The sequence below is a fragment of the Chryseobacterium sp. SIMBA_028 genome, assembly GCF_046535285.1.
Taxonomy (GTDB): domain Bacteria; phylum Bacteroidota; class Bacteroidia; order Flavobacteriales; family Weeksellaceae; genus Chryseobacterium.
The window spans coordinates 1-20,328 of record NZ_JAWRWZ010000020.1; the positions used below are offsets into that span (position 1 = coordinate 1).

General features: G+C 34.8%; 33 protein-coding genes and 1 tRNA gene. 27 read left to right on the forward strand and 7 right to left on the reverse strand.

The features are described from left to right. Nucleotides 1-250 precede the first annotated feature (250 nt). Nucleotides 251-1,297 (reverse strand): hypothetical protein, encoded by a 1,047-nt coding sequence (locus SCA31_RS20800; protein ID WP_410698907.1) that lies wholly within the window; start codon nt 1,295-1,297, stop codon nt 251-253. Nucleotides 1,298-1,503: 206 nt separating this feature from the next. On the opposite strand from SCA31_RS20800, the gene SCA31_RS20805 reads away from it, so the two are divergent. Continuing rightward, nucleotides 1,504-1,577: transfer RNA gene (locus tag SCA31_RS20805), tRNA-Ala, on the forward strand. Nucleotides 1,578-1,669: 92 nt separating this feature from the next. Next, nucleotides 1,670-2,785, forward strand: a complete 1,116-nt coding sequence (locus SCA31_RS20810) for a tyrosine-type recombinase/integrase (protein ID WP_410698908.1) — start codon at nt 1,670-1,672, stop codon at nt 2,783-2,785. A 41-nt stretch (nt 2,786-2,826) separates the two neighbouring features. Here SCA31_RS20810 and SCA31_RS20815 read toward each other — a convergent pair whose 3' ends face one another. After that, nucleotides 2,827-3,072 (reverse strand): helix-turn-helix domain-containing protein, encoded by a 246-nt coding sequence (locus SCA31_RS20815; protein ID WP_410698909.1) that lies wholly within the window; start codon nt 3,070-3,072, stop codon nt 2,827-2,829. A gap of 162 nt (nt 3,073-3,234) precedes the next feature. Between SCA31_RS20815 and SCA31_RS20820 the strand changes: the two genes are divergently transcribed. The 14 genes from SCA31_RS20820 to SCA31_RS20885 all read left to right on the forward strand — a co-directional run bounded on the left by SCA31_RS20820 (nt 3,235) and on the right by SCA31_RS20885 (nt 12,057). Continuing rightward, nucleotides 3,235-3,555 (forward strand): hypothetical protein, encoded by a 321-nt coding sequence (locus SCA31_RS20820; protein WP_410698910.1) that lies wholly within the window; start codon nt 3,235-3,237, stop codon nt 3,553-3,555. A 36-nt stretch (nt 3,556-3,591) separates the two neighbouring features. Continuing rightward, nucleotides 3,592-4,005, forward strand: coding sequence for an SH3 beta-barrel fold-containing protein (locus tag SCA31_RS20825; RefSeq protein ID WP_410698911.1), 414 nt, complete (start codon nt 3,592-3,594; stop codon nt 4,003-4,005). A gap of 1 nt (nt 4,006) precedes the next feature. Further along, the gene (locus tag SCA31_RS20830) at nt 4,007-4,507 is read left to right on the forward strand and encodes a hypothetical protein (RefSeq protein ID WP_410698912.1); all 501 of its coding nucleotides are present in this window, start codon (nt 4,007-4,009) and stop codon (nt 4,505-4,507) included. Further along, a complete protein-coding gene (locus tag SCA31_RS20835; protein ID WP_410698913.1) occupies nt 4,504-4,851 on the forward strand; it encodes a hypothetical protein in 348 nt (115 codons plus the stop codon). Before SCA31_RS20830 ends, SCA31_RS20835 begins: the two co-directional genes overlap by 4 nt. Nucleotides 4,852-4,994: 143 nt before the next feature. Further along, on the forward strand, nt 4,995-5,408 hold the full coding sequence (locus SCA31_RS20840; RefSeq protein WP_410698914.1) for a recombination protein NinG: 414 nt from the start codon (nt 4,995-4,997) through the stop codon (nt 5,406-5,408). Further along, on the forward strand, nt 5,395-5,739 hold the full coding sequence (locus SCA31_RS20845) for a hypothetical protein (protein WP_410698915.1): 345 nt from the start codon (nt 5,395-5,397) through the stop codon (nt 5,737-5,739). The genes SCA31_RS20840 and SCA31_RS20845 overlap by 14 nt, the downstream gene beginning before the upstream one ends. Nucleotides 5,740-5,756: 17 nt before the next feature. Then, nucleotides 5,757-5,909 carry a hypothetical protein gene (locus SCA31_RS20850; RefSeq protein WP_410698916.1) on the forward strand — a complete coding sequence of 51 codons (153 nt, stop codon included), beginning with the start codon at nt 5,757-5,759 and terminating at the stop codon, nt 5,907-5,909. Between the two features lie 4 nt (nt 5,910-5,913). After that, the gene (locus tag SCA31_RS20855; RefSeq protein WP_410698917.1) at nt 5,914-6,627 is read left to right on the forward strand and encodes a phosphoadenosine phosphosulfate reductase family protein; all 714 of its coding nucleotides are present in this window, start codon (nt 5,914-5,916) and stop codon (nt 6,625-6,627) included. Continuing rightward, nucleotides 6,611-7,402: a DNA methylase gene (locus tag SCA31_RS20860; RefSeq protein WP_410698918.1), complete on the forward strand. Its 792-nt coding sequence runs from the start codon at nt 6,611-6,613 to the stop codon at nt 7,400-7,402. Before SCA31_RS20855 ends, SCA31_RS20860 begins: the two co-directional genes overlap by 17 nt. 179 nt (nt 7,403-7,581) lie before the next feature. After that, nucleotides 7,582-7,818 carry a hypothetical protein gene (locus tag SCA31_RS20865; protein WP_410698919.1) on the forward strand — a complete coding sequence of 79 codons (237 nt, stop codon included), beginning with the start codon at nt 7,582-7,584 and terminating at the stop codon, nt 7,816-7,818. A 10-nt stretch (nt 7,819-7,828) separates the two neighbouring features. Then, nucleotides 7,829-8,308, forward strand: a complete 480-nt coding sequence (locus tag SCA31_RS20870; RefSeq protein ID WP_410698920.1) for a terminase — start codon at nt 7,829-7,831, stop codon at nt 8,306-8,308. After that, the gene (locus tag SCA31_RS20875; protein WP_410698921.1) at nt 8,289-9,629 is read left to right on the forward strand and encodes a PBSX family phage terminase large subunit; all 1,341 of its coding nucleotides are present in this window, start codon (nt 8,289-8,291) and stop codon (nt 9,627-9,629) included. Before SCA31_RS20870 ends, SCA31_RS20875 begins: the two co-directional genes overlap by 20 nt. Further along, nucleotides 9,629-11,014, forward strand: coding sequence for a phage portal protein (locus tag SCA31_RS20880; protein ID WP_410698922.1), 1,386 nt, complete (start codon nt 9,629-9,631; stop codon nt 11,012-11,014). The genes SCA31_RS20875 and SCA31_RS20880 overlap by 1 nt, the downstream gene beginning before the upstream one ends. After that, the gene (locus tag SCA31_RS20885; protein WP_410698923.1) at nt 11,011-12,057 is read left to right on the forward strand and encodes a hypothetical protein; all 1,047 of its coding nucleotides are present in this window, start codon (nt 11,011-11,013) and stop codon (nt 12,055-12,057) included. The genes SCA31_RS20880 and SCA31_RS20885 overlap by 4 nt, the downstream gene beginning before the upstream one ends. Here SCA31_RS20885 and SCA31_RS20890 read toward each other — a convergent pair. Then, nucleotides 12,047-12,751 carry a hypothetical protein gene (locus tag SCA31_RS20890; protein ID WP_410698924.1) on the reverse strand — a complete coding sequence of 235 codons (705 nt, stop codon included), beginning with the start codon at nt 12,749-12,751 and terminating at the stop codon, nt 12,047-12,049. The two genes, SCA31_RS20885 and SCA31_RS20890, sit on opposite strands and share 11 nt — an antisense overlap. Before the next feature lie 335 nt (nt 12,752-13,086). Here SCA31_RS20890 and SCA31_RS20895 point away from each other — a divergent pair, with 335 nt between their 5' ends. The 3 genes from SCA31_RS20895 to SCA31_RS20905 all read left to right on the forward strand — a co-directional run bounded on the left by SCA31_RS20895 (nt 13,087) and on the right by SCA31_RS20905 (nt 14,614). Next, nucleotides 13,087-13,497 carry a hypothetical protein gene (locus SCA31_RS20895; RefSeq protein ID WP_410698925.1) on the forward strand — a complete coding sequence of 137 codons (411 nt, stop codon included), beginning with the start codon at nt 13,087-13,089 and terminating at the stop codon, nt 13,495-13,497. Between the two features lie 62 nt (nt 13,498-13,559). Then, the gene (locus SCA31_RS20900) at nt 13,560-13,754 is read left to right on the forward strand and encodes a hypothetical protein (protein WP_410698926.1); all 195 of its coding nucleotides are present in this window, start codon (nt 13,560-13,562) and stop codon (nt 13,752-13,754) included. A gap of 71 nt (nt 13,755-13,825) precedes the next feature. After that, nucleotides 13,826-14,614 (forward strand): putative phage abortive infection protein, encoded by a 789-nt coding sequence (locus tag SCA31_RS20905; RefSeq protein ID WP_410698927.1) that lies wholly within the window; start codon nt 13,826-13,828, stop codon nt 14,612-14,614. An 11-nt stretch (nt 14,615-14,625) separates the two neighbouring features. Here SCA31_RS20905 and SCA31_RS20910 read toward each other — a convergent pair whose 3' ends face one another. The 4 genes from SCA31_RS20910 to SCA31_RS20925 all read right to left on the reverse strand — a co-directional run bounded on the left by SCA31_RS20910 (nt 14,626) and on the right by SCA31_RS20925 (nt 16,075). Beyond that, a complete protein-coding gene (locus SCA31_RS20910; protein ID WP_410698928.1) occupies nt 14,626-14,865 on the reverse strand; it encodes a hypothetical protein in 240 nt (79 codons plus the stop codon). A 10-nt stretch (nt 14,866-14,875) separates the two neighbouring features. Further along, a complete protein-coding gene (locus SCA31_RS20915; protein ID WP_410698929.1) occupies nt 14,876-15,241 on the reverse strand; it encodes a hypothetical protein in 366 nt (121 codons plus the stop codon). 57 nt (nt 15,242-15,298) lie between these two features. Beyond that, nucleotides 15,299-15,556: a hypothetical protein gene (locus SCA31_RS20920; RefSeq protein WP_410698930.1), complete on the reverse strand. Its 258-nt coding sequence runs from the start codon at nt 15,554-15,556 to the stop codon at nt 15,299-15,301. Nucleotides 15,557-15,769: 213 nt separating this feature from the next. Beyond that, entirely contained in the window at nt 15,770-16,075 is a 306-nt protein-coding gene (locus SCA31_RS20925) for a hypothetical protein (RefSeq protein WP_410698931.1), read from the reverse strand. 120 nt (nt 16,076-16,195) lie between these two features. Between SCA31_RS20925 and SCA31_RS20930 the strand changes: the two genes are divergently transcribed. The 8 genes from SCA31_RS20930 to SCA31_RS20965 are packed head-to-tail and all read left to right on the forward strand — an operon-like array spanning nt 16,196 to nt 20,301. Then, nucleotides 16,196-16,855: a hypothetical protein gene (locus SCA31_RS20930; protein WP_410698932.1), complete on the forward strand. Its 660-nt coding sequence runs from the start codon at nt 16,196-16,198 to the stop codon at nt 16,853-16,855. Then, nucleotides 16,848-17,219, forward strand: a complete 372-nt coding sequence (locus SCA31_RS20935) for a hypothetical protein (RefSeq protein ID WP_410698933.1) — start codon at nt 16,848-16,850, stop codon at nt 17,217-17,219. Before SCA31_RS20930 ends, SCA31_RS20935 begins: the two co-directional genes overlap by 8 nt. Before the next feature lie 13 nt (nt 17,220-17,232). After that, on the forward strand, nt 17,233-18,324 hold the full coding sequence (locus SCA31_RS20940; protein ID WP_410698934.1) for a major capsid protein: 1,092 nt from the start codon (nt 17,233-17,235) through the stop codon (nt 18,322-18,324). 1 nt (nt 18,325) lies between these two features. Beyond that, nucleotides 18,326-18,646 (forward strand): DUF6706 family protein, encoded by a 321-nt coding sequence (locus tag SCA31_RS20945; RefSeq protein ID WP_410698935.1) that lies wholly within the window; start codon nt 18,326-18,328, stop codon nt 18,644-18,646. Continuing rightward, the gene (locus SCA31_RS20950) at nt 18,637-18,966 is read left to right on the forward strand and encodes a hypothetical protein (protein WP_410698936.1); all 330 of its coding nucleotides are present in this window, start codon (nt 18,637-18,639) and stop codon (nt 18,964-18,966) included. The genes SCA31_RS20945 and SCA31_RS20950 overlap by 10 nt, the downstream gene beginning before the upstream one ends. A 14-nt stretch (nt 18,967-18,980) precedes the next feature. Beyond that, nucleotides 18,981-19,376, forward strand: coding sequence for a hypothetical protein (locus tag SCA31_RS20955; RefSeq protein WP_410698937.1), 396 nt, complete (start codon nt 18,981-18,983; stop codon nt 19,374-19,376). Then, nucleotides 19,373-19,780, forward strand: a complete 408-nt coding sequence (locus SCA31_RS20960) for a hypothetical protein (protein ID WP_410698938.1) — start codon at nt 19,373-19,375, stop codon at nt 19,778-19,780. Before SCA31_RS20955 ends, SCA31_RS20960 begins: the two co-directional genes overlap by 4 nt. Nucleotides 19,781-19,794: 14 nt before the next feature. Beyond that, the gene (locus tag SCA31_RS20965) at nt 19,795-20,301 is read left to right on the forward strand and encodes a hypothetical protein (protein ID WP_410698939.1); all 507 of its coding nucleotides are present in this window, start codon (nt 19,795-19,797) and stop codon (nt 20,299-20,301) included. The last annotated feature ends 27 nt before the right edge of the window (nt 20,302-20,328 follow it).

Below are 20,328 nucleotides of genomic sequence, written 5' to 3' on the forward strand. Positions count from 1 at the left end.
TTAAAAATTAATCTCTTATGAAACACTCCTTAAGTGAAAGCCTAAATCAGTACACTTTTTGCTGACGATTTACAACGGTATCACCTATTTTTAATTCCATGTAATTTTGGTTTTAAAATTAAACTCAAATATAGTAAAATTGAGAACTATTTTATGATCATGTCTACGAAGAAAGTTTTTATAGTCATCTGTCTGGACGGATCTGAATATGAGAAACGCTCACTCAATGAAATGTAATGTGATGTTTGGCTTAGTAAAAGCTGTAGGTTGCTTTTAGAATACGATCTTGAAAATATTGAATCATGTTTGCTGCTTCAGATTTTCGCTGTATTGAGATCAGAAAACCTTTTTCATCGTAGGTCATTTCCAGCTCACTTACTTTTTGCCCACTCCATATATCTTCCATTCGTATAAGGTTCTTGTTATTGTCATACGTATATTTTTCGATTTTAGATTCAGGGCTGGAGGGCGCATCGGTGAGTTGCATCAGAAGTTCTTCCTTAAATTGGTATAACTCGGAAATTGTTTTCTTGGCAGTACAGCCATTATGCAGAAATAAACCTGCCGGAAGACCATTCAAATAGTAATACGTCTTTTTTTGATAACAAGTCTCCGGATTGTCGTTTTTTTTTCGAAAGTTGAAATATTCTGTACGCTCTTCTGCCTCGAATTTATTTTCGGTATAATATCGATACTGCCAGGAAGAAAATTCGTTTTCAGTTGTCAGTTTTTTCCAAAGGCTTTCATTCGGCAAAGATCCCTTAAGAATCATTTTGTCTACACCGGGAAAAGGTTCTCCCTGCCAATCACTGTTTTGCAGCCTATTGGGCATTTGTGAATTCAATGAAAAGATTCGGATGATATTAATTTTGTTTTTCTTATCATATTGGTAAACGTTGACTTTTACAATGCCATCCCGATAATCTATTCTTGCTTTTTTATCAATTAACCCCTGTGTTTTGTAGTAATATCGGGTATAAAAAGCAGTGTCAGCTTTTACTTTATCATAGCGTATAGTAGTCATACTCTCTATAAAGCCGTCAGGATTAAAATTGTAGAGATATTTCGTCCCGATTTTTTCGTCACTTTTAAGCAGAATACTTTTTACTTTATGAGTCTTCATAAAAGTAGGACTGAATGGAAAAACGGTTTTTGTAAAATAATCATCCTCCTCAAATGGTGTAACAATATAAAAATTTTTCCCCTGTGCTTTGCCAATAATCATCATACAGCAAACTAAAATGAGGGTTAAAAATGAGATGGGTTTACATAGGGGGTAGGGTATACTTTTTTTCATATTCTTTATTTAAATCATTGGTGAAATTCAAATTGGTACTTTCAAGTATGTTACTACCAACATTAAATCCAAATATAGTAAAATTAAAGACTGTTGTATTGTTATTTAAGTAAGCCTAAAACATAGAATATCTTTATTGTAAAGAAAATTTCACCAAAACATTTGCATATACCAATTAAATACTTACTTTTGTACCACTTAAAAATGGGGGATTGGCGCAGTTGGCTAGCGCGTTTGACTGGCAGTCAAAAGGTCACGGGTTCGAATCCCGTATTCTCCACTACAGTAAGCCCTTTCCCACAAGGGTTTTTTCAGATTCAGACTTTTTGGAAGCGTATTAATCAGTAACAAAATCAGTAACAATTAATACGTATGAAAAATTTAAACTTCGGATGCAAAAGATCCGACTTTCTAGTGACCAATTCAAAGGATGATTGGTTTATTCAATGTCGTTTTTACGAGCCAGATAGAGAAAAACCTTTTACATACCGTAGGAGACTCAACCGATTCAAAGATGAAATTGAGAAGACAAAAATTGCAAAATTACTTCTTAAGCAAATGAAGTCTTTGCTTGATGAAAAAGATTACAATCCAAGGACAAAACAATTCATGTTTCTTGAAGAGGAACTTAACCCCAATCTATCACTTTGTGAAGCTTTACAAAAAGCATTAGCGAGTAAGACCTACACACCAGAACATATGAAGCTGGTGGAGTTTATATTGAATAGGTTTAAAACTAATACCATTAAATTGGAATTAGATTATCTTAAAATCAAAGATGTTGAGCTTATCCATATTAAAAAAATTCTGGAAGCTTGCAACCTTTCTAATTACGGTTATAACCAAAACAGAAAAGTACTTTCATCGCTTTTCACGGATTTGGTAGATGAATCATGTTTAAAAGTCAATCCTTGTACTGGAATAAAGCCAAAGAAGCACATAGTAGAAAAGAAAGAAATATTCACAGATAAAGATCTTGAAAGGATTTCCGAAAGAATACTTAGAGATGTGCCGTTATTTTATAATTTCTTTCAAATATTCTATATGTCAGGATGCCGTGTTCCGGAAATGATAGGGTTAAAGGCGAAAGACGTTAATTTAGAGAAGCAAGAATATACCATATTACTGAAGAAAGGAGATTTGTATGTTAGAGAAAAGAGAGCTATCGTTCCTGATGCTATGGAATTTTGGCAGCGACAAATGAAAAAAGTAAAAGGCGATCAATACATTTTTTCTTATGGGTTTATTCCTGGAGATACATTGCTAACTCGTGATTACGTTTATAAATTCTGGAAAAAAAAAATAAGAATAGGTACAATTTACCAATTAAAGTATACATGGCTTGATAAGGTAGAGGAAGCTCATTACAACGCACAAATAATGGCTGGACACCGAGACGACAGAACCACATCAATCTACACTGTAGGACGCGAAAAAAGGCGTCTGGAAGCACAAAAACAAATTAAAATTAATAGTGTATCAAAATAACAAAAGGGACTTTAAATAGTCCCTCTTTTATTTACCAGTCGTTACTTTTTTCTTATTCCTAACCATTCGCCATCTAATTCCCAATGACCGAAATTTTCACCTACTGGCAGAAGTTCAGCAATTTCACAATCTAAAACATCAGCTATTTTTTGAAGCCTACTTATAGGAGGTTCTACGACTCCAGTGTTATACCTGCTTAATGCCACTGTATCAATACCGCTCTTTTCAGAAAGGCTGCGCATGGTCAGGCCCTTTCTTTTGGCTACTTCTTTTATCCGTAATTGCATAAGGTTGCTGTTTTTTACAAAATTAACATATAATACTAATACATCAAAGCATATTATCATTTAATGCTTATTTATAATCAGTATAAATTATCATTAAATGATAATATTAATTTGTAATATTAGCATTTAGTGCTTACATTTGCTACATCAAAACGAAACGATATGAAAACACTCAAACAAAGATTACTTGATCTACTGGGTTTAACAACAAAAGAAGATACGGCCCAAGAACTTCACGATTTACTTGATGATTATAAAGAATCAATCGCAGTAAGATTAGAACGTGAATTCATCTTCTCAGATCTTGATACTAAAGAATTAATAGCTAGTGACTGTTTCATTACCCCACCTATGAAAGGTGAGTTTTATGCAACAAGTAAGGGCATTTATGAAGTATTATACGTTACTCATTCTTATAATTCATCAAGAGAGGCTGGTAGAATACAGGTTAGAAAAGTAAGAGAATTTAAAACAGCGGGGTAATGCCCGCTTTTGGTGGTAAAAGCAAAAATCAACGATATGAAAACGCAAAATATTTCTTTCAGAAAAACGGTGATGTTAAGGGCTTATCACATCATGTTTGTAACGGGCAAAGAATGGTCTGTATGCCTTAAAAAATCTTGGCAATTACACCGATTGAACAAAGAGCTTCATTGTGGCGAAGTAACGTTTTATTTCGAGAAAAAAGATGGTTCTATTCGTAAAGCAGTTGCAACTTTAAAAATCGATTACGAGTTCAAAACCCAGAGTCAACCGAACATTACTACATTCACTTATTTTGATGTTGAAGCGAAATCTTTCAGATGCTTTAAAATCGAAAATTTCATCATGGTTGAGCAAACCAAAACCCCTGAAATAAAAGTGGTTGAAGTATTGAAGAAATCACCTGCTAAACTTATTAGAAAAAGAATTAAATTTATAAAAGCTAGATAATATGAAACTTAATGAAATAACGCCAGATTTGATAGATGAAATGTTATCAAAATATCCAATTAGAGGTATTCTCACATTTAAAACCTTACAAAAAGTAGAAACGACGTTTGATAAAAATGTTAGTTTTCATTCGGGTAGAGGTTGGTTCTATTTCTCTAAAGAAGATCTTAAAGAAACAGAAAGACACTTTAGAGAAGAATACAAAGACGATGTCATTGAAATTAAACAGACAAATAAAGGCTACATATATTGTTTTACGGGCATTAATACGATTGTGTTTTTTTGCAAAAAAGACAGACAGGGTACCTTAAAGGCAAATTATATATCGATGGACTTTTCAGATGGTATAAATAGATCTGATAGACATGGATTTCTTCTTTCAAAAGGTGTTGAATGTTATGTTAGAAAATACATTATACCATTTAAAAATGGTGAAATGAGATTGGGTCATTGGCACGAAGAATATATTTCGGCAACAGATAATAAAGCAATTAAACTATGAGAAGCACCGCCCAACGTCACCGAACAAAAGTATCAAGACCACAAGTAAATCTATCTACTGAAAAAATAGAGCAAGAAAAGCCGTTATTTCTGATCATACAAAAGGTTTGGTTTGATAAAATAGAATCTGGCGAAAAAACAGAAGAGTATCGAAGCAATACCGAATTCTATCAATCAAGACTGCTAAACAAGTCTAAAACAGCCTTTAAAAATTATCGTACCGCAATACTTCAAATAGGCTATAATAGCGACGCAAAGCGTATGATGATCGAAATTGAAAAAATTACATTAAAACGAGATTTCACTATTCATTTAGGCAAGATCATCGAGCGTATCAATTTCTAGTTAAAAGCAAACTTATCATAAATCAGCCACTCTATTTTTTAGGGTGGTTTTTTGTGGTTTAAAAAACGAATATATATAAAGTAATGCTTTAATTGTTATTTATATGTTTCATTAAATCAAAGTAATAAATATCTTTGATTAAGATGGTAACGGCCGAAATAAGAAGAAAATATAAGGGCAAAAGCATTGAGGCTTTAATTGAGACTTTTCAGAAGCTTGTAAACGCTAAAGTGCGTAAGCGAGACAGCGAAAACGGTTATTTCATCTGCATATCATGTGATGAACTGAAGCCAGTAAATCAGCTCGATGCTGGGCATTATTTTGCTAAAGAATTTTACAAATCAGTGCGATTTGATTTAGATAATATTCATGGTCAATGCAAAAGGTGCAACCATTATTTAAGTGCCAATTTGATACCATATCGCACTAATTTACTTTTAAAGATAGGTGAGCATCGTTTACGGCAATTAGAGCAAAAAGCAGCCTTAAAAAACTTCAAATTTAACCGTGACTTTTTGATTGAACAAATAGAAAAATATAAGCATGAAAAATACTAAAGAACTGTATTTAATTATACAAAAAAAATACTTTCTCGAAATTATAAAAGGAGAGAAGATTGAAGAATATCGAGACTTTGTTGAATATTATATAAACAGATTATTCCATACAGATGATGAAGGAGAGCTTACAAAACCTAAAAATTACGAAACAATTCGCTTTCAAATGGGATATCGAAAAAATGCACCACAAATGGTAGTCGAATGTGAGGGAATCTCAATAGACGCAGATGAGGACGGTTCGGAGTTCTACACATATGAGAATTGTAATTTTACTATTCACCTGGGCAAGATACTTGAAAAAATAAATTGTGAAAATCTCAATAATTAACCTTAAAAACAAAAACAATGGCTGAAGGTGCTTCCAAACAAACGGAAAAATCAAGAAGAAGTTTTACCCCTGCAAGGGCTAGAGCGAGATCAAGAGGAGTTGGTACAAATTTTACAGCAAGAAACTTCCAATCTAGAAGAGCTGCAATAAGGACTATGAGAAATACATAATCTTATGGACTTGTCAGTTACTTTAAACAGTATTAAAGCTCTGTCCACGAAAGTGGATAGAGTTATTCTGTTTCATTCAGGCGCGGGAAAGGATAGTATTTGCCTTTTAAACATGATGGCTCCGCACCTTAAAGAAATCGTTTGTGTTTTCATGTACATGGTAAAAGATCTGGAACACATGAACCGGTACATCCACTGGGCAGAAAAGAAATATCCAAACTGTAGATTTATGCAAACCCCGCATTACGCATACTATAACAATAAGAAGCATGGAGTAAACGGTGCTGAAAAGGTTAAATATTCTGAATGGAATCTTTCAAAAATTAATGACAAGGTAAAAGAACAAACTGGAATTGAATGGTCGGTTTTAGGTTTCAAGAAAAACGATTCTCTTAACCGTAGATTGATGCTGAATTCATATCCAGATTCAATGACGAGCGAAGCAGGGCAAAAGCTTTATCCCTTGGCGGATTGGAATAACAAGCAGGTGATCGCCTATATTAAAAAAAATCGTTTAATCGAACCTCTCAAGTACGGCAATACCGGAAACACCCGAAGTCAAGGCAATGATGTAAATGATATTTCTTTTCTTCTTTGGTGCCGAAAGAATTATGCCGGAGACCTGAGGAAAATTATTGAAGAGTTCCCAGACACAGAAAGAAAGCTATTTGAATACGATCATTCACAAAAACTAAAACAGCATGCAGAACAAGATTAAACAGAGCGAAACCATTATCCTGAAACGTTCAGAGATAACGCCGGCCGATTACAATCCCAGAACTATTACCGATGATGCAAGGAAAGCACTTAAAAAGAGTATTAAAGAAAACGGTATCATTGGTGGAATGGTATGGAATAAACAAACAGGCAATCTCGTATCTGGCCACCAAAAATTGAGCATTGCTGACGAAGTTAACAAATACGAAGCAGGAAACGATTATGACATCAAAGTAGAGGTTATAGATGTAGACCTGAAGAAAGAGAAGGAATTAAATATTTTCTTCAACTCAAAAGCGGTTCAGGGTGAAATGGATTACAAGAAGCTCGCACAGATCTTCCCAGATATTGATGCAGCTTTATCAGGTCTAGATGATGTTGATATTTCAATGATTGAAGTTGAAATGCCAAATATGCAGGATATCGTAATTGAAAGTTTCGAGCCACAGGAATCTAAGAGAATAGATGCTGAATACGAGAAAAGCATCACTCAAGAACTTTCAAACGCTGTAAATCACCCAGAAACGAGCATTTCAGAAATGGAGCGTAAAGAAGTTGCTGAACTGACACCAGAAGAGAAGAAAGCCAAGATAAAAGAGATTAAGGAAAAGGTAAAAGAAGGCGCCATTTTAGACGGCGATCCATATTTCACGGTTTCATTCTCAGATTATGATGCAAAAGTGATGTTTCTTGAATACCTGGGGTTCAATCCTGAAGATAAGTTCATCAAAGGAGAAGAGCTACAGGAGAAAATAGATGAAGTCTATGCGAGTTGATAAGCAGGCCAGTACATGTAGTAAGTTCATGTACACCACAGAGAGAGAAGCGCAGGAAATCATCACCAAATGCAAGTCAGCCAGCAGTAGAAGTAAGATCCCAAAGAGACATTATTACTGCAAAGAATGTCACGGATGGCATGTAACAAGTCAAAAGAATAAATCAAAATTTCAATAGTATGGAAAAAGAAAAATTCATTCTGAGAAAAGCCTCAGATCTTACAAAGAAATCGTTGACAAAAGAAGATGTTTATGATAACATTTCACGAAGTAATAACACTCCAACATTTAAACATGCTATACCTCCAGAATGCCACATTTCAGAAGAAGTAATTCTAAGTATAATGAAAGACGGATTTAAGGTTTACAAAGGTAATATGATGGGCTTTGTAGATGCATGGATAATTGAGTGGTAAAAATAGAGTTATGGCAACAGTAGGTAGAAAGACAAAGTACGATCCTAATTATCATCCTAAGCAAGTTTTGAAGTATTCATTACTAGGATTAACTGATGTGCAGATGTCAGGTGCTTTGGAAATTACTGAGTCAACTTTAAACCTCTGGAAGAAAAAGCATCCTGAATTTTCGGAGTCCATAAAAAGGGGAAAATTTGAAGCCGATGCTAATGTTGTTTCCACTCTTTACAAAAGAGCATTAGGGCATACCCAGAAAAACAGAAAAGCGTTTAAGGTTAAGCACGTTGATCCAGGTACAGGTAAATTGTATGACACAATAGAATTTGCTGATGAAGAAATATATTTTCCGCCAGATATTACAGCTACAATTTTCTGGTTGAAAAATAGGCAATCATCTACATGGAGAGATAAGACAGAGACTGAACATTCAGGAGAAATAAAAGGTAAAACAACAATTGTATTCTCAAAAGGTGCTAAAGGAAAAGACTGAGGAAGAAGTGTTAACCTTATCGGATAAGTACGAGCCCTTATTCCAATGGTTGAGTGCAGAAAAAGGAGATCCACTTTATTCTGTCAATACAGTTGTTATCACAGGAGGTAGATATTCTCAGAAGTCTTTTGGTATTGGTACATTTTCCGGTATTGCTACGAAAGATTTTAATCACCGGATCCTCTATACCCGATACACTTTAACCTCAGCAAAAGATTCTATTATTCCAGAATTTGAGGAAAAATTATCATTGCTTAATTGTCACGATGATTTTAAAGTAACAAAAGATAGCATAAAAGGTATTCACAATGATAGTAAAATTGTTTTCAAAGGGATTAAGACTGGTTCCGGAAATCAAACCGCTTCTTTAAAATCCCTGAAGAATTTCTCAATATTTATTCTTGATGAAGCGGAGGAAATGCCAGACTTCACTACATGGGATAAGATAAAGAAATCCATGAGAGCCTTAGATGTGCGAAATCTATCTATTCTCTCGTTAAACCCGGCAACGGAAGAACATTGGATTCACGAGGAATTATTTGAAGGAAAAGGAGTAGAGGCAGGATTCAATGGAATAGTCGGAAATGTTCTTTACATCCATTCAACGTATCGAGATATTGAGCGTGAATTTATATCAGATGATACCTGGCAGGAATATGAAGAGTTAAGACTGATTTACGAAGCATGGAGAGAAGCATCGCCGAAAGAAAAGGCGGAAATGGATCCAAAGATCGTAAAGAAAGCAAAGTATTTTCTTCACACCATCATGGGTGGATGGCTCAACAAAGCAGAAGGAGTAATCTTTGAGGATTGGGAGATAGGAACATTCGTAGACAATGGAAAGGCAATTTTCGGTCAAGATTATGGATTCTCAATTGATCCAACAACATTGATAAAGGTCTGCATTGAAAAATCTCTGAAAAAGATTTATCTGAAAGAGTATCTGTACCGTCCGAAAATGACGACATCCCAGATTTACGATTTCAATAAAGAAACAGCCGGAGAAACATTGATTGTTGCAGATTCAGCAGAACCGAGATTGATTGAAGAATTAAGAAAGAAAGGTAACAATGTGATTGCAGCGGAAAAAGGACCAGGCTCAGTAAGTGGAGGTATAGCCAGAATGCTTGATTATACTCTGGTTGTAGATCCGGATAGTAAAAACCTCAAAAAAGAATTAAATAATTACGTGTGGCATGATAAAAAGTCAAATACTCCTATTGACGACTGGAATCACCTTATCGATCCAATCAGATATGTTGTATTAGAACTTACAGAAGCACCAAACAATAACCTCAGCAGAATAGCATCACTAATATAATGGACGAGAAATATTACCAACTACAGACCATCGGAGAGAAAATAGCCTATCTTAAAGATAATGGAATTCCCTTGCCGAATATAGAGCAGTTTAATGCAGAATGGGATGAAACCCGGCATAAAATAATGACTGATCTGTATAATTATCCCGATAGGATTGTTGAGTATGAATATACTGATGAAGATGGTAAGAAAAGAGAGGGTAAACGAATTGAAAAGCTCAACCGTATTCCTTTGGCATATCAAAAGGAGATTGTAGGTAACGCTGTTACTTTCCTATACGGCAATCCGGTTAAGTACACCAATAATATTGAAGACACCTCAATGTATGATGCATACTTGAAAATTCTTGATAAGGAAAAAGTAATTTTTATTGACCGAGAAATAGCCAAGATTAACGGAAGATTTACACAGTGTGCTGAACTCTGGTGGGTGGCTGAAGAACCCAATCAATACTATGGATTTAATTCTCAGTTCCGAATTAAAGTGTCTTTACTTTCTCCTAATAAAAACAAAATGTATCCCTATTTTAATGATCAGGGTGATATGATTGCTTTCCTAAGAGAATATGAGAAGCGTATCAATGGTATCAAGGTCAAATATTATGAAATATATACTTCAGATAGGATTGCTATATTACGTGAGGCTAATTCAGGATTTGAGCTTGTGTCCGAAACCGTTAATTCAATAGGTAAAATCCCTATTGTCTGGTATCAATTTGAAAATGTAGAGTGGTCAAAAGCTCAGAAAGCTATCGAAAGACTAGAAGAAATTGCGAGCGATGCAGGAGAAGTAAACAAGAAGTTCTCAGCACCTATTTTAGCATTAACCGGAGAAGTTACAGGAAGTTTTAGCAAAGATAAAACAGGTAAGGTCTTACAACTAAAAGGAGATCATGCAACGGCTGATTTTGTTCAACCACCAAATGCAAGTGAGTCGCTATCAAATGAGAAAGACGATTTAGAAACAATCATCTACAAAATGACAAATTCTGTCAATATCTCTCCTGAAGCTCTGGAGGGACTCGGTAATATGCTTGCTACAGAAAATGCAGCCTTTCTATTCATGCTACCACATCTAAAGGTTATGGATAAAATGTCTGTTTATGTACCGGCACTTAAGCGAAGAATATCTATCGTGAAGTCTTTTCTTCAGCTAATGAATACTTCTTACCGGAATAGTGATTTAGATGCTGAACCAGTTATTACTCCATTCATAATCAACAACGAAGCTAAGTTCTACGAGATGCTAATGACTGTCAATGGAAATCAACCACTATTTAGCCAAAAATCGACGATGGAAAGAGCAGGAGTAAAAAATATAGATGAAGAGATACGAGAAATCAGCTCTGAAATGGAAAAAAAAGCAGGTAATGACCTATTATGACACCAGACGAACGTCATCTAAAGAGAATAAACAGATATCTCATTGCAATCAATGGGGTATATGATGATTTAGTAAGAGAAATTGCATTAGTAGTAGTTAGATTAAAAGTAGGAGATAAGCTATTTAGATTTAGGGATTATGGTACCATAACGAAAGAGGTAAGTAGAGCGTTAAAGAACTACAATGACAATCTACTGTCCTCAATCAAAACCTATACTCAGTACGAATGGGACTATGGAAATGCTAAAGTAAGTGAATTGCTTATAGAGAACCTGGCAAAAGTAAAAGGAAAGGTTTCTGGAACTGCTTATGAAGCTAAATTGAAAGAAATCTCTACCCAGTCAGTCAACAAGTCAGCACTTGAAGCGTTTCAACAACGAAAGAGCGGCAAATTTACAGTATCGGAAAGAGTCTGGAATATTACCAAGCAAGCAAAGGAAAACCTTGAATTTGCCATAGATGATGCTTTAAGAGAGGGAATGTCTGCTCAGGACCTTGCACGCAAAATAAAAGGGAATCTAAATAATCCTGATGCATTGTTTCGTAGGGTTCGGGATAAGCACGGAAACCTGCAATTGAGCAAAAACGCAAAAGCTTTTCATCCCGGACAAGGAGTTTACAGGTCCGCTCATAAAAATGCTATGAGGTTAGCAGCTAATGAAATCAATACAGCCTATAGACAAGCGGAACAATTACGGATTCAGGGAAATAACGATGTAGTAGGACAGAAGATCAATTTAAGCCCTCAGCACAAGGTTTATGATATCTGTGATGAACTGGCAGGGAGCTATCCAAAAGACTTTCAATGGAGTAGTTGGCATGTTCTGTGTAAATGCTTCCGAACTATGATACTCAAATCACCCACGGAACTCATAACCGAAATAAACAACGGTCAAAACCTATCGCCCGAATCATCATCGAACTTCGTTTCAGGTGTTCCCGATAATTTTACCTCATGGCTCTCAGAAAATCGCGAGAGTCTGGAGAAGATAAAAAGTAAACCTTATTTCTTAGAGGAAAATAAAACGCAATTTACGATGTAATAACTTTAGTCCCAACAAATATAAGCATGTCCATCTTTGGATCTTCGTGAAATTGAAACTCAATTTCATTGTGACTAAAAACATCAGATATAATTTCTATACGGTTATCTAATAAAGTTTTATTTAAAAGAACTATGCCAGATCCTGTTAAAGGAGATGCATCAATTCCATTAATGTTAGTTTTCCATCCTGCAGCTATAAAAAGATTAGCTATTTCGCTTGCATAAGTTCTTGCTTCACCATCTCCCCAGCGACTACTTATTTTTATGTTCTGAGAAGTATGTTTACTCAATTCATGAACAATAGAGTCTTTCGTAGATTCAGATATTGTTCTTTGTTTTACTTGTTTTCGTAATAATAGTAGTTCTTTTTCTGCATTAACGGTTTTTTCTTTTTGCGTCTCCAATTCTAAAGAAAGATGATCAGCTTTGTCTTTTTGATTTAAAATTTCTAATTCGAGTTCTTGAGCTTTTAAATCAGTTTTGGCAATACTTTCGTTTGCTTTAGCTGCTTCCTTTCTTGCTGTTTCTGATTCAGCGGTAGCTTCAGCAATACGTGTTTTAAGTCTTTCCTCCTCGATGGCCTTTTCCGCATCTACTTTTTTACCAGCATACCAACTTACAACAGCTATTAAAGCGGCGGCTACACCAATAAAAGCAATACTACTATCTAGAAATGATTTCAATTGTTCCATTTTTGAACGAGGCATTGGTTTTTTTTCAAAGATAATGAAATCCTATAATTTTAAAGTAAAGAATCTGTTGTAGTCAAGTGTAAAACTAATAATCATGAGCGTGCTTTCTGTTGAGTAAATAATCTTTTGTATATTCGAAAAATAAAAAAGGTAAAAAAAATGGAATACAAAATTTTAGATAATCATTCACCAGTATCATTAGAAGTAGAGGTAAGTCGTTATTTAAGACAAGGATGGAAGCTGCATGGTAATTTATTTGTACATGATAATAAATTTTATCAAAGCATCTTTAAAGATAAATAATAAAGCATCCCACTATAAATGGGGATTATCATATGATCTCATCAGAATATACAGAATATGACCGTCTCACATACGGAATGGAGCTAAACTTTATAGCTCTTACTCCTTTGTTTATGGGATATTGTGAAGATGTTATTTTCGGTGAAGAAATAGAAGATCTCAGGTATTACTGCTTTCACTTTTACAATGACAACTACCTTTCTCATCTATACCAGAAACTATCTTATAGAATAGAACGACTATACAAGGAAATGGACTCAAGTCAGTTTCCGAATCTATCAAACGGATTTGCTAATCTTTTAATTTACCTAAAAGAACCAATTGCCAGAGAAAATGATCAGGAATACAAAGCTGTGAATTTTGTATACTGGAGAAATCAGGTATTGCAGGATCCAGCTTTAGCTCATAATGGAAGTTTTAGGAAGTATTTAATAGTTTTATAATTTGTAGACTAAAAGTTAATTATTATCTTAGAGCAACCACCCAAATGTGGAATTATAATATTATGGCAGATTTATTAGATTTTGAAATTTCTATTGCATCCTTAAATTCTCGAATAGAGGCATTAAAAGCCTCTCTAAATTCAGGTCAAAAAGTAATATTTGATAATAAAATTAAGGAATTAAAAGAAAAATTTATTTTAGAACATCCTGGACTTACGGAAGAACACTTAAAAACAATTACACAGAAATTTAGATAAGAATAGCCCCAATTAAGGGCTATTCTTTTGAGTAAGCTTTTTTGTTATATTTGCCAGAAAACTACTTTTACATGAAAAATAATAACTGGGTTTTCTGGATTATAGGGTTGGTTTCCATAATATTTATGGCCATTGTTTTATGGTTAAATTATTCGCACGCCATAAACCTAGGCAAAGATTATCAAGGGCTTTTCGGGGATATGTTTGGGGCATCAAATGCAGTATTTACCGGGCTTTCTTTTGTAGGGGTTATTATTGCTATTTTACTTCAGAGGCAAGACTTGAAAGAAACAAAGGAAGAAGTTGTTAATCAGAATAAAACGCTGATGATGCAGAGGTTTGAAACAATTTTCTTCAATTTAGTTAGCAATCATCATCAAATAGTATCTGATTTACGATCGAAAGATTATACAACGAAAGATGGAGTAAAAATATACACGTACTATATTTCAAGAGAGGTATTTAAGCAACATATTGAATACTTATTACTCAATATAGACGATGATATTGATACGTTTGAATCACAATATTCAGAATTCTTTAAAAACAATGGATATGAATATGCGCACTGTTTAAAAAATTTATATCAAATACTAAACTATGTGGACAATCAAAAATTTGAGAAGCAAGAAAATGAAGATTTTCAAGTAAAAAGAAAATATATAGAAATTTTATGGAATCAGCTATCTGATAACGAAATTGCAATGATTTTTTACCATTCTGCACATTGTAAATTTATGCCAGGATTTAGATTCATAATAGAAAAATACAGTTTGTTTGAAGATGTAAATGATCAACTATTATTTAATGAAATAAAGAAATTTTACTCTGAAAAAGCATTTAATAGGAAAGCCTCTTAATTGAGGCTTTATTAGTTGGATTCGGATTCAATCTCATATATGGGAGGATTGTCTAAAAATTCGATATAACTATTTTTCAGAAAAGAAGCCGGATACAACCTAGAGTGACCATCGCTTTTATGTACTACTGTTTGGGTATTATTTTCGTCAAGAAGAGCCTTTTTAACTTCTTTCTTAAACCCTTCATAATCACCTTGTTCTTCAAATTCGAGAAGATGATTAATTGTTTCGTTTTTAATTCTGATTCTCATATTTAAAATTTTATTTCAAAGTTAACTCTTTTCCTTTAATTGCAAAGAAAATGTTTTGCAATTGGTGGATATAATCAACATCTGTTTTACCTGAAAACAAATCCACTGCCCATTCTGAATCAACTCCATTGAATTCTATTTGAATGCCATCAAGTCTGTAGACCGGATGATCCAATACTTTTAGAAAACCAAATTTTAGAAGCCACTCTTCGCTTATTGGAATTAAGTTAATGCCTGGTGTTTGAAGCAATGCATATCGGTCTTCTCCTCCTGTGTTATACTTAAACATTATTTCCTCGGCCATAACTCCAGTTATTTCAGATAATGTACTTCCGAAGTTTATATAATTCCCTATTCTAAATTGTTTACTATCCATGTTATAATTTTTACAATTATACAACTATTTTTCAGTCTGGAAATATGGTATATGAAGTTAGAATTCCTGAATTTGTTTTAAACGAAGATTTGCATCTTCAATTGTTTCCGGCTGAAATATCTGTTTAAATACAATTCCAGACTTCGGTGATGCTCCGGTAATTGTTTTGTCTTTATGAACCGTTAAGGAGTTCCAAATGTTCTCTGATAGTTCTTTCTGGTAGTTGGTACAGAAAGTAGTTCCGTTAGCGGTCCGAATAGAGTCTTTTTGATATCCGTTTTCTTCTAGGAAGTTGTAGAAATTAAATTTGCTCATAATTTAGTTTTTCTTTCAGTTTTAATATCTGCAAAAATTGAACGTATCAGGTCAGTAAAGTATGCTACAATGCATATAGTTAGGATTATCAATATAATTGTAAGGCAACCTGTAATTGTAACAATTAACCCTTGCATTATGCAGTTAAATATTTCGGTCATCGTCTTTCATTTTTTAAGCCACTCAATTACCTTATGAGTGGGAGATTGAATTTTAGATTATTATTTTCCTTGTGGGGAATTCTGTTTCCATTTTGTTTCTTAGCCATTCCAGGACTCTTTCCGTGTCAAATAGAACCTTTGTTTTTTGTTTCCGGTTTTCGTAACCCCCAAGGATTATACTCTCCGGGAGAAGTTTATTCTTTAATAGTTTATGAATAGAGCTTCTATCTTTCCCAATTACTCTGCAAAATTCTTCAAATGTGAGAGTGATTTTCTTTACTCTCTCTATTCTATATGCCGTTTCCATCATATCAATCACAAGTAAATCAGCGGTTCTTTTCCTTAGTAAATCATCCATAATTAAAATTTATATGGTTATAAAGTAAAACTTTAATTAATAATCGCTAAAATACAAAATACGTTATTGTTATGCAATAGTAACTAAGCTACTTTTGAACATAATAATTAAATCTAAGTAATGTTTGAAAAAATCCTAAAAGAACTTAAAACCAAATATGCAAATCTGGGGTTAAGTGAAACTATTTTGAAAGTAATGGCTGAAACATTAGCCAAGACGGTTGAAAAAGAGGAAGAAGTAGAAACTGCAGTTGCAGGGGTAGAGGGACAGATGAAAATCTATCAGTCTTTCGCTGATCAAAATAGAACGCTTCAAACCGAAATCTCAAACCTTAAAAAAGCAGGAGAGGTTAAAACCGAAGAGAAGAAAGAAGAAAAAAAGGAGGGTGAAGAAAAGAAAGAAGCGAGCGATGTTCCAGAATGGGCAAAAGCAATCATTGAAAGCAATAAAACACTTTCTGAAAGCTTAACAGCCATGAAAACAAAGGAAGCTCAGCAAACAACAGCACAAACACTGCAAGCAAAATTCACAGAGTTGAAAATACCTCAATCTTTTCAGAAGCTTATCCCTATGGATAAAGTTTTCGCTACACCGGAAGAAATGGAAGCGTTTGTTAACGAACAAAAAGCAAACTATGATGGTATTGCTCAGGAATTCGGAAATGCTGCATTAAGTCAAGCGCCTAAACCATTATTTGGTGAGTCAAAAAAAGAGGGAGAAGTTTCACCTGATGTTCAAGCTTATTTGGATTCTAAAAAACAAGTAAAAGCAAATGAATAATATTAATGATGACTTTCAAGCAGGAAGACAAATTGTTGTATTTGATCAGATTGACGCTACCTATCCGGGCGGTGTCCATATCTCAAAAACAGATGCAGCGACAAGATTCCCATTAAAAGTAATTCCAGCGGGAACCGTAGTTGTTCCAGATGCTGATGGAAGATATAAAGTCTTAAATGTGGCTTTGACAGCACCCTTACTTGTAGGAGCTATTGGTTTGGTAAGTCACGATATTAAAGTGGATGATTTCCCTTTAGCATCTATTATCATGGCAGGAACTGCAAGAATTGACGCTTTGCCTGACCTTGAAAAAACGGGAGTAGCCTTATTAGCTAAAGCTTTACCAAGAATCTCTTTCATCTAATAAATAACGAACAATGATCATAAACGCAAACAATATTGTACCTGAATTTTCAGCATCCAATATGAACGCAATTATCAATGCGTACACTTTGGGAGATTTACAGTATAGAAACTATTTCCCGCTTCAGTATCAGACTGATTTAACCTTTCAAAACCTTGAATCAACAACATCTGCCAAAGTTATGGCCGACATTGTTGCAATCGGATCTAAAGCACCAAGAAAAGGACGTGATTTCATCGCTGCTATGAAAGGTGAAATACCAAAGATTGAAATTGCCAGAGACATTGACGAACATGATTTGATTAAGATCCAGCAATTGAGAAACGCAGTACAGTTAAATCCTACTAATGCAGCGATTAAGAACCAAATGATTGATAAAATCTACGGTGATTCTACATTCGTGCTTGATGGTGTAAATGCTAGAGCTGAATATGTTGCTAAAAGGCTTGCTTCAACTGGAAAGTATAAGACAACTGTTAGTGATAATGCTGGGGGAGTTGCTGATATTTCTGTAGATTTTAAAGTAAGAATTGTAAATGCTGCAAAAGATTGGTTTACGGCTGCTGATGCAGATCCAGTAAAAGACATTCAGGCATTGCAAACAGAGGCTTTAAGTAAAGGATATCGTTTTTCTACAATCACTGTAGATCAAGCAACTGCAAATCAAATTCCGATGATTAAATCAATGCAGGAGTTTGTATATGGAGTTGCAAACAACGGAGGAACAACTCAAATGTTTAGGCCAACACTTGAAATGATCAATACAAGATTAGCTCTGTACGGTCTGCCTACGATCAGAATCTGGGAAACTTTTGTTAATGCAGAAAGCAAAGCAGGTGTTTTGACAGCAACGAACGGTTGGGAGCCAGGTAATGTGTTATTGTCAGTATCACCAGTATTAGGGAATACCCAGTATACTACTACACCTGAATTTTCTATGACGTTTGGTAATACAACTTCTCAAACAGTAAGTGATGGGTTTATCCTGGTTAAAACATTTGGGGTACAGGATCCAATTTTGGTTTCTACGAAAGCAACAGCCTTTGCTTTACCAGTATTGAATGATACTAAGAAAAACGTAATTCTGAAAACGAAATTAGCATAAAATGACTATCGGGGAGTACATACAAGAAAAATTTTCTCTTTGGTCGGTTGAGTATTCCGATGGAATGGTTGCAGCAGAATTAGCTCGCGTTAACCTTAATCCATCCGAAACCATAACGAATGAAATAAACCTTGATAATTTCTTTTACAACGTAATCCCTGATCTCATTCCTATGCCTACAAGTATTTCTGAGGGTGGTTTTTCTATCTCGTATAATAAAGCCACTCTTTTGAAATACTACTCAATGTTAGCAAGAAAACTTGGAAAGCCTGATTTGCTCACAGAAAATACAATCACAGACATCACAGCGAAATGGGCATAAAGCAATTTCCTTACACGCTATGGGTATTTCACAAGTCTGAATCAACTTACAATGAAGCGGACGGAAGCTGGACTCTCGGATCGGAAGAATGGGCAGTCGTTTCAGAGTGCAGAGACGAGGGTAATGGAGGAGGAAACAGGATAGTCACCACAGATGGAGAAGTATATGTTTTTGGAGCCGTCATTTACCTACCAAAAAACAGTTTACCTGTTGAATTAGGCGCAAGGGTTAGGGTGGTAGACAAAGACGGAAATACAAGGCTTGAGGGAGATAATAAGCTATTCAAGAAAGAACAGTTACACGCAAGATTATGGCTCTAAGATTTACAGGAAATATGAACGCTATAAATCAGCGATTCGTAGATGCTCAGAAAGAGATTGAAGAGAAATTCATTCGAGTATTGAGATACTGTGGGGAAACAGTCATAAATGAAGCCAGAGCTAACGGTTCTTATCGAGATGTCACAGGGAATCTTAGGGCTTCAAAAGGATATGCCATCATTATAAATGGGCGAATCGTTGAAGAAAATTTCACTGGAGCAGCTGAGGGAGTTTCTAAAGGTAAATCTTTGGCTCAACAGGTAGCTTCTGGGCAGCCTGATATTGCCTTGGTAGTAGTTGCGGGAATGAAATACGCTTCACAAGTAGAAAGTCGTGGTAGAAATGTTCTTACGAGTGCCGAGCAACTGGCAAAAACTATGATTCCAAACTTATTAAAGCAGCTTAAATGAAAAAGACAGTCTTAGAGGGCAAGCAATGGATTTTAGAACTGTTATTGCAAAGCCCCATTAAATCTCTGATCACAGGAAATATTTACAAAGACAAAAGACCCTCGGGAAGTACCAAAGAAGATATAGTAATCAATTCAATTTCAATGGATGGATCATTTCTTCAGGATGGAGTCTTTAATGTGAATTGCTATGTTCCTATGCAGTCGGTTAGCATGAATGGTATCACACAGGACATGCCTAATAACAATCGTATGCTTGAAATAAGCAAAGCTGTTTATCCAATTTTTGAAAACATTTTCAGACCTCAATTCAATCTCACTGTAGTTAATCACAACACATTCGAGGAAGAGGATGAGAAAGCTAATTACATCAATTTCAGAATCAATTTAAAAGCATATAACTAAAAAAAATATAAACAATGTCATCAATTAACAATGGCTTAGCCAAAATTGAAATAAGCTCCATTGCAACAGATGGAGGTATGGGAACAACACTGGAAAGACTTGGTGAAGTGAAAGAGGGAACTTTCAAAGTAAACCAGGCAGAGGGAGATAAAACTGAATTCAAAGTAGAGGAACACGATGATCCTATTTTTATCAGACAGAAAAAAGGGACGCTTGCTTTTGAATTTGAGATTCACAATCCGGATGCAAAAACATTTAAACAGGTATGGGGTGGTACTGTAGATGCTACAAGTGGTAAATACACACCGCCAACCAATCTGTTTCCAATCGAAAGATCCTTAAAGATTACCCCCGAATTTGGTTATGGGTTTGATGTGCCGAGAGCTCAAATATCTGCTCGGTTTTCGGATGCTATGGGTAAAGATTCTCTTTTAGGTATCATCGTTACTGCAACGGTTCTAAAACCAACAAAAGACGGTTTGGCCAACTTCGAAAATCCACATTATCCAACAACTCCATAATACAATCGAAAGCCTATCTCGGGGTAG